At 41.3% G+C, this 8,887-nt stretch carries 3 protein-coding genes; all 3 read left to right on the top strand.

What is annotated here, in order from left to right; translation table 11 throughout:
- Nucleotides 1-2: 2 nt before the first annotated feature.
- From AB3G38_RS07770 to AB3G38_RS07760, 3 genes are read left to right on the top strand one after another with little or no spacing between them, the layout of a single operon-like run.
- A complete protein-coding gene (locus AB3G38_RS07770) occupies nucleotides 3-7,217 on the top strand; it encodes a condensation domain-containing protein (protein WP_367867925.1) in 7,215 nt (2,404 codons plus the stop codon).
- A gap of 12 nt (nucleotides 7,218-7,229) precedes the next feature.
- Nucleotides 7,230-8,186, top strand: coding sequence for an aminoglycoside 6-adenylyltransferase (locus AB3G38_RS07765; protein WP_367867924.1), 957 nt, complete (start codon nucleotides 7,230-7,232; stop codon nucleotides 8,184-8,186).
- A complete protein-coding gene (locus AB3G38_RS07760; RefSeq protein WP_367867923.1) occupies nucleotides 8,173-8,886 on the top strand; it encodes a trans-aconitate 2-methyltransferase in 714 nt (237 codons plus the stop codon). Before AB3G38_RS07765 ends, AB3G38_RS07760 begins: the two co-directional genes overlap by 14 nt.
- Nucleotide 8,887: the final 1 nt, after the last annotated feature.

Raw genomic sequence — 8,887 nt, 5'->3', positions numbered from 1 at the left:
GTATGGAAGAGTTTATAGTAGAATTAGAACAATCCGGGCTGTCTTTATGTGTGCGGAATGGTGACCTGATCTTATCTGGCAGCAAAGGTAAGTTAACCGCAGAAGAAATCTCTGGAATACAACAGGGCTTGCGCATCCCTGCTTTTATCAGGCAGCATAAAGCGGAGTTAGTGCAGTATTTATCTTCGAGGAATAAGATCTCTGCATTGTATGAACTGAGCCCCTTACAGGAGGGTATTTTGTTCCATAGCCTGTATGCGGGTAATGCTACGGCCTATATTACACAGTTCAGGTTAGATTTTCCGGATGGGTTAAATATAGCTGCGTTTAAGCTGGCCTGGCAGTATGTGATTCATAACCACAGTATACTTAGAACTGCTTTTATTTATGATAAAGTGAGTATTCCGCTGCAAAGTGTATATAGCCAGGTTGAATTACCGTTTGTATGGCTTGATTTTAGTGCGCTTGCTTTAGAAGAACAGCAGCGAGCCTTTGAAGAATTACTTCATCAGGACCGTATGCAGGGCTTCAATTTAAATAAGGCACCCCTAACCAGGGTTACCCTGGTTAAGACTGGCGCGAAAAATTGCCGAATGATATGGACAAAACATCATATTTTATGGGATGGATGGTCTGGTCAGGTGATTATCAGTGAAGTGTTAGCGGCCTACCAGCAATATGCGACAGCTCAGATACCGCCTGTTGTAGAGGAAGATCTGTATCAGGATTACATTAAATATATTAACAGGATTGACCCTTATCAGGAGAAACAGTTCTGGGAAGATTACCTGAGGGGATTTGAGGAACCATCGTTACTGCCTTTTGTTGCACACAACGATGAACGCAATAAAGGTGTAGGGACATTTAAAAATCTATCCCTTGTTTTTGACGAAGAATTTACGCAGCAGGTGAATGCCTATACACAGCGTTATCACCTGACTGTAAATACGGTGTTGCAGGGGATATGGGCTTTATTGTTGTCTGTTTACAATGGAAAAAACGATGTTGTGTTTGGCGCCACGGTGTCTGGCAGACCGGCGGATATGAAGTATGTTAAAAAGGTAGGTCTGTATATCAATACTTTGCCTTTCCGTGCACAAATAGAGGCTGAATGGACTGTAACGGAGTGGTTGTTACATTTACAGAAGGAACATGTGCGGGCGCGGGAATACCAGTATACTGCATTGACAAATATCCAGAAATGGAGTGGATTGAGTGGCGATTTGTTTGATACTATTTTTGTATTCAGAAATTATCCATTAACAGCTGCTGAAGATGATGCTGCTGAGCCATTTCTGAAGATTACCAATGTTGAGGTGGAGGAGAATAATAATTATCTATTGTCCATACAGGCAAGTCTCCATCGCCAGCTGATTGTAGATTTTAATTTCAATGAGAGCTTGCTGGATGCTGGTTATATTGAAATGATCAAAGGGCATTTCAGGGAAGTTTTAAGCCAGGTTATCAGCGAGCCATTGCTGAAATTGTCTGCTATCCATGTGCTGACAAAAGCAGAAGAAAAGGAGCTGTTATATGATTACAATGCTACGAAGAAGACATACCCGGCTGATCAAACAGTGCTATCCTTATTTGAAGAACAGGTAAAGCTGAGGCCAGATGATGTTGCTGTAGTATTTGAGGATAGGCTGCTTACATATTCTGCACTGAACGCACGTGCAGACCAGTTGGCCCTGGATATAAAAGGGTATGGCTTAGTGGGTATTTGCCTGGAGCGTTCTCTGGATATGGTGGTAGCCCTTTTAGCCGTTTTAAAGGGAGGTGCTGCTTTTATTCCGATAGATCCTGCCTATCCTGCAGACAGAATTAACTATGTATTATCAGATTCAAAAGCAAATCTGCTCATTACGGATAAAGGTTTGCTACCTGGCGATGCTACTGCGCAGGTTGCGCCAGGGTTGGCGTATGTAATTTATACCTCAGGCTCTACCGGTAACCCTAAGGGGGTGATGATTGAACATGCTGCGCTGGTGAATTTCTTATATGCCATGCAGGAATTACTGCATTTTAATGCTGATTCGTGTGTGCTGGCGGTTACTACTTTCTCTTTTGATATTGCTTATTTAGAACTATTTCTGCCGTTGATTACGGGAGGTAAAGTGATCATAGCGAGCAGGGAAGCGGCTATGGACGGCTATCTGCTGCAGGAGCTGATCCATTTGCACCGTCCTTCTCATATGCAGGCTACACCTGCAACCTGGCAAATGCTGCTGGATAGCGGATGGAAAAATGAGGAGCAGGTAGTGGTATTATCGGGTGGGGAAGCAATTAACAATGATTTAAAGGAAGCCTTAACGCATTTAAGTAACCGGGTTTTTAACTTGTTTGGTCCTACAGAAACTACGATATGGTCTGCGATTAAAGAGTTACATGCAGGAGAACCGGTATCGATAGGGAAACCTATCCTCAACACTCAAGTATACATCGTAGATGAACAGTTGCGTATTGTGCCTAAAGGGGTTAAAGGAGAGTTATGTATTAGTGGGGATGGTCTGGCAAGGGGATATCTGAACAGACCTGAATTAACAACAGAAAAGTTTGTGTCCAGTGCGTTCAGTAAACGCTTATATAAGACTGGGGACCTTGCCTGTTGGTTGCCGGATGGAAATATAGCATACCTGGGCAGAAAAGACAATCAGGTTAAGATCCGCGGTTACCGGATAGAGTTGATGGAGATTGAAAATGTACTGCAGCAATGTTTACTGGTCAGTAAAAATGCGGTGATTGCGAAAACGGATGCGCATGGAACAAAGATGCTGATTGCTTATATAGTACCTGCAGGTAATTATGACAGAGATGGAATAGTAGCCTATCTGGAGGCTAAATTGCCCGGGTACATGGTGCCGGCATTACTGGTAGAAATGGCGGAATTACCCTTAACAGCAAATGGGAAAACGGATAGAAAACAATTGCCTGATCCTGATGTGATGTTGTTGACCATTACTTCTTATGTGGCACCGCGTAACGTTATGGAGAGCCGGTTGGCAAAGATCTGGTCGCAATTATTACAGGTAGAACAGGTTGGTATACAGCATAATTTCTTTGAACTGGGCGGGCATTCTCTGTTAGCGATGAGGGTAATTTCCGCTATCCGCAAGGAGATGGATTTAGAAGTAGGCTTAAGGGATTTATTTGATCATCCTACTGTAGAAGCATTGGCTTTAGTGCTGACTGAAAAGGATAAAGGATTGTTATTACCTGCAATCACATTTGTGCACAACAAACCAGCAAGAATTCCTTTATCGTTTTCTCAGGAGCGGTTATGGTTTATAGATCAGCTGGAAGGAAGTACGCATTACCATATCTCTGCCGCGCTCCGATTGAAAGGGCCATTGGATTTAAAACGCTTAACTATCGCATTTAAAGAGATCATTCAGCGGCATGAGATTCTTAGAACGGTGATCAGGGAGGATAATGGAATGGCTTATCAGTTGGTATTACCAGCGGATAAATGGGTAATGAGCCGCAGAGAGGAAGATATTGACCGTGCTTTTGATTTGCTGGAAGATTATATGCTACGGGTAAAGCTGGAGCCACTAGCTTCAGATGAATACCGTTTGCGGGTAGTGATGCACCATATCGCTGCTGACGGCTGGTCTGTTTCTTTATTTATTAAGGAGATGTTAGCGCTGTATGATGCCGTGGAGCTGGAACCTTTGCCGCTGCAATACGCAGATTATGCTTTATGGCAAAGAAAGTATATAGTGCAGGATAAAGCATTAATGTATTGGAAAGAAAAAATGGCAGGGCTTACTACACTGAATCTTCCGCTTGACCGCCCCCGTGCTATGGCAGCAGGTAACAGGGGTGATGTATTCCAGATACAGATAGATGGATTGCTATCCCAGCAGCTAAAAGACCTGGCGCAAAGAGAAGGAGCAACGATTTTTATGTTGTTGTTAGCCGCATTTAAGTTGTTATTGTTCAGGTACAGTGGGGATACGGATATTTGTGTAGGGACACCCATTGCGAACAGGACCCAGAAAGAAACAGAATCATTGATAGGCTTCTTTATCAATACGCTGGCTTTACGAACAACTCTTGAAGGAGAATTGACTTTTAAGGAATTGTTATCCCGCGTAAGAACAACTACATTGGATGCCTATACACATCAGGACTTACCTTTTGAAAAGGTATTGGATGTGCTGAAGCCTGAGCGGCATCTGGACAGGACCCCTTTATTCCAGGTGTTTTTCAATATGATGAACCAGCCGCATGAGGAGCTTACGTTGGATGGCATCAGTATTTACCCTGAACAGTCACAGGAACGGGAATCTAAATTTGACATTACATTATATGCACAGGAGAATGCCAGGGGCATATCTTTTCAATGCTTATATAGTACAGCATTATTTAATCGTAACAGTATTGAAGCGCTGCTAAAACAATATGCAGGCTTGCTACAACAAATAGTGAATGCTATAACTTTACCGTTGAATCAGTTTAGTTTAAGCCCAGGTAAAAACAAATGGAAGCCCGTTGATGCCGGATGTACTGTTTCTGTAATAGATCTGATAGCGAAACAAGTGTTTGCCCATCCTGAAAAAGTAGCGTTGGAGGATGCTGCTGGTGTGTATACGTACAAAGAATTGTGGGAACTCTCTTCTTCTGTAGCTGTGATGTTACAGTCTAAAGGCCTGGGAAGAGAAGATGTGGTGGCTGTTTATGCTGAGCGTAACACCTTATTGCCAGTCCTGTTACTTGGTATTTTGAAGGCAGGGGCCTGCTTCTGTATATTATCCAGCGCAACACCTGCTGTAAGAAATGATTATTATTTGTCTGTCTTGCAGCCTAAGCTGGTACTGGATACACGTAAAGAATTTATTGCCGGGTTTGATCCTTCATTATGGGTACCAGTAACTGTTACTGCTGATACGGTTGCTTATTGTGTATTTACTTCTGGATCTACCGGAACACCAAAGCTGGTAGAAGCTTGTCATGGATCTTTGGTAAATTATGTGCATTGGATGCAGGAGGAATTTAAGGTAGGTACAACTGATCAGTTTAGCATGTTATCTGGTTTACTGCATGATCCCTTGATGAGAGATGTTTTTGTGCCTCTTTGTATTGGAGCTAAATTAATCATCCCCTCACAGGACCTGATCGGTTCTCCGGAATTAATTTACTGGATTCAGCAATACGGTATTAACGTAATGAACCTGACACCTTCACTCGCACAAACATTAACTGAACCGCTATTGCTGCAGGATTTACGCTATGTTTTTTATGGTGGAGAACCCTTAAAGGGAAGTCAGGCCGCAGCATTGAAAAAGATGGCTCCAGACGTTGTGCAGGTTTCATTGTATGGCACCACAGAATCACAACAAGCCCTGGGCTATTATATTGTGAGAGGAAATGAAGTGAATCTGCCTTTAGGGGTAGGAGTGTTGAATACAGAACTACTGGTAGTGGATGTTTTGGGTAACAGGGCAGGTCCCAATGAATTGGGGGAAATTGCTATTCGCAGCCCTTTTATAGCCAGGGGTTATAAGGATGATCAATTGCTTACAGACAAAAAATTTGTGCTTGCTGCTGATGGCGTAACGATGTACCTGACTGGAGATTTAGGAAGGTACAGTCCGGCGGGTGAGCTTTATAATGCAGGCAGGGCCGATAACCAGGTGAAGATACGGGGCTATCGCATTGCGCTGGAAGAGATAGAGCATGTTTTGTTGAAGCATGTACCGGAGGCAGTGGCAGCGGTGAAAAACGGAGCCCTGATAGCGTACGTGGTTAATGTGGCAGATAAGCAGTTATTGAGCGCGCAGCTGAGTAATGAATTGCCTGCATATATGTTACCCAGCTATATTGTTGAAATAGATAGTATTCCGTTAACAGCTAATAAGAAGGTTGATAGAAAGGCACTGCCAGATGTAACTATGCAGGATGTGATCAAGCAGGTGCATGTACCAGCAAGCACTGCGGTTGAGCAGTTACTGGTAGCCATATGGGAGGCTGTTTTGGTGCTGGATAGCGTAGGCGTGACTGATAATTTTTATGAGCTGGGCGGTAATTCATTAAAATCAGTACAAGTAGTAGCAAGACTGAAAAAGCAAGGGTTCATCTTACCTGTTATACAAATCCTTAAAACACCACGCATACAGGATCTGGCCAGGTTTGTAACAGTGTTTAATGACATGGATACAGATCGTGGCAGTGGAGGTTTAATGTTGCTGAGTGCTAACCAGCTGAGATATTTTAACGGAGAGGAATACAGGCATGTGTTAGGATCTTTCAGTATAAAATTAAAAGGTTTTGATCACGATAAGTGGCTTAAGACGCTTAAAAGCGTATATGTGGAGCTGGAGATTTTAAGGATGCGGATTTTTAAAACTTCTGAAGGATTAAGACAAATACCAGCAGATGATTTAGACCCTGTGGTAGAGTACATACATCAGGATGAGCTGGCAGCGAAAAGGGCATTGCCATTTGCCCTTGATCAAGCTAAGGGGATGAGGTGTTACATTGTTGATAACGAACTTGTTTATATCCTGATCCATCACGCATTGACAGATGATATTTCAAACAGATTGCTTTCGGATTATCTGCAAAAAATATACTATGGGCTACCTGTTACACCCTTAGCCACAAAAGCTTATAGAAATCTTATTGCTTATCAGCCGGATAGATTACAGCTAGCCTATTGGAACCAACATCTATCCCAGGAGGTGGGGCCTTTGGCAAAGGGAAAAAATGTTTTTAAACAATTAAGGATTATGGGCGCTGATTACCAGCAAATAATTTCTTATTGTAAAGTGCACAATATAACCATCAGTAGTTTTATGCTCTCTATGCTTTATCTGAATCTTGGTACCGGGACATTTATTATAGATGTGATTGTGGATGGCAGAGAAAGTGAACTAGAAGAAAGAGCCATTGGCCAGTTTACCAATAAATTACCACTGTGTGTGACTGTAAATGCGGAGATGACTTTGACCGGACTTTGTAAAGTTGTACATACAATGCATTTAGAGGGTAGGATGCATCAGCAGGTACCCTATGCAAAAATGGATCTTCAAGGTAAATATATAGCTGGCCGTTTTAATTACAGAGATCTGCAGCATCAGCGGATGCCAGTGGAACAAATAACAGCCATTGCAACGCAGGATTATAATATTTCAATGAAGTGCGATGCCTATTCCGATGGCATAGTCTTACAAATATCGGCAGTTGATTTCACTATGCCGCCTTACTTATAAAATTCAAACCATATGAGCAGTAATAAAGATGAAATTATACTGGGCCTGAAGACCTGGGCAGAACGCAATAAAGATATTTCCTGTGTAATCATTACAGGTTCACAAGCCAGGGAAACTTTCAAGGCCGACGAATATTCTGATGTAGATGCAATGGTTTTTTGCAAGAACAAGAATTGGTTTGATCATCATCCTGAATGGATGGAGGAGATATCCGTACCGGTGGCCTATTATACAGATAAGGTATTGGCAAATCAATTGGGAAATAAGATTTTTTTTAGTAACGGGATAGGAATGGATATAGTGTTTCTTGATCAGCGAATGTGTTATTGGGGATATTTATATGCCGGGTTAAAGAAAAAAAGTGGCCTTTTAAAATTGCTTCCTGCGAGCTTAAGGAATAGTATCGAAAGTGCTATTCATGCATTTACCTATAACGTGCACAGAGGTTTTTTGTGTGTGGTAGATAAAAAGGATTATAACAAAAAACTGCATTATATAGAAGAGGTATTCAGATTTAAGAGGGATAAGGTTTTCAATATGGATAGGGTAAACTTTATTGTAAATAAGTTTTGGCATCATTCCTATTTGATGGCAATCAAGTTACACAGGGGAGATTTACTGAGTGCCAGAATTGAGTGTGACAATGGTTTGAAGATTTGCCTGTTAAATCTGATTGAACTGCATACCAAAAGTATCAAGGGTGCAGAGTTTGATACTTTACACAATGGGAGAAGAATTGCTGAATGGGCTGACCCAAATTTTGAATCAAGGTTTAAGTTAATGTATGCGCGCTACGATTTCGCTGATACCTGGAATAGTCTGGATGTAACCATGGATTTGTTTAGTGATGTGTTGCAGGCCTTATACAGCAGGCATTCTGATATTAAATTTAATAACCCTGAAAAGTATATCCGTCAATGGATTGCTGCTATCAAAAAGAAAAATATTTATAGTTATGAAATTAAATAGGCTGAAAGTTTCCTGGTCTCACTTTGTCAGTTTTTTAACCGACAAAGATTTTAGAAAAGAGTATTGGTTATTTGTTACTAAAAGAAAACATTATCACCAAACACTTCATGATACTGCTTTAAACAGATATCCTGAGCTATTTGAAATTTGTAAAAATTATTTTAAGCGCAGTAAAAAAGTATCGATACTATCCTTTGGTTGTTCTACTGGTGAGGAGGTCGCTTCAATCAATCAATACGTTCCACAGGCTTTTGTTACAGGCACAGATATCAGCGAAGTGTGTCTGAAAAAATGCAATCAACATTTTAAAAATGATCGTAACAGATTTATAAATAGCCTTTCAGAAGAGTTTGTGAAATCTGAGAATTTTGATGCGATATTTTGTCTGGCTGTATTTCAACGACCCCAGACAGTCCCCAAGAAAAGTTTGAAAACTATTACGAATTACCCCTTTGATCAGTTCAATAAAAAAATAATTGAGCTTGATACGAAATTGAATGTGGATGGCCTGCTTTTCATTGACAGATGTGACTTCAGTTTCTTAGACACTGAAACAAGTGCACGTTACGCTATTCTGAACGTAGCAAATAATAAAATTATTCGCGACAGGCCCGTATTTAATGCAGCTAATGAAAGACATGACCTGGTTACAGATGCTTACCGGGTCTTTATAAAGAAAAATAATCCGCTTACAAACTAAA

Source organism: Pedobacter sp. WC2423 (assembly GCF_040822065.1).
Classification (GTDB): domain Bacteria; phylum Bacteroidota; class Bacteroidia; order Sphingobacteriales; family Sphingobacteriaceae; genus Pedobacter.
This window is presented reverse-complemented; position numbering and strand designations above follow the sequence as displayed.

Bases quoted from the DNA above. Each gene is read 5' to 3' on its own strand.
- AB3G38_RS07770 (WP_367867925.1), top strand. From the start codon at position 3: ATGGAAGAGTTTATAGTAGAATTAGAACAATCCGGGCTGTCTTTATGT.
- AB3G38_RS07765 (WP_367867924.1), top strand. From the start codon at position 7,230: ATGAGCAGTAATAAAGATGAAATTATACTGGGCCTGAAGACCTGGGCA.
- AB3G38_RS07760 (WP_367867923.1), top strand. From the start codon at position 8,173: ATGAAATTAAATAGGCTGAAAGTTTCCTGGTCTCACTTTGTCAGTTTT.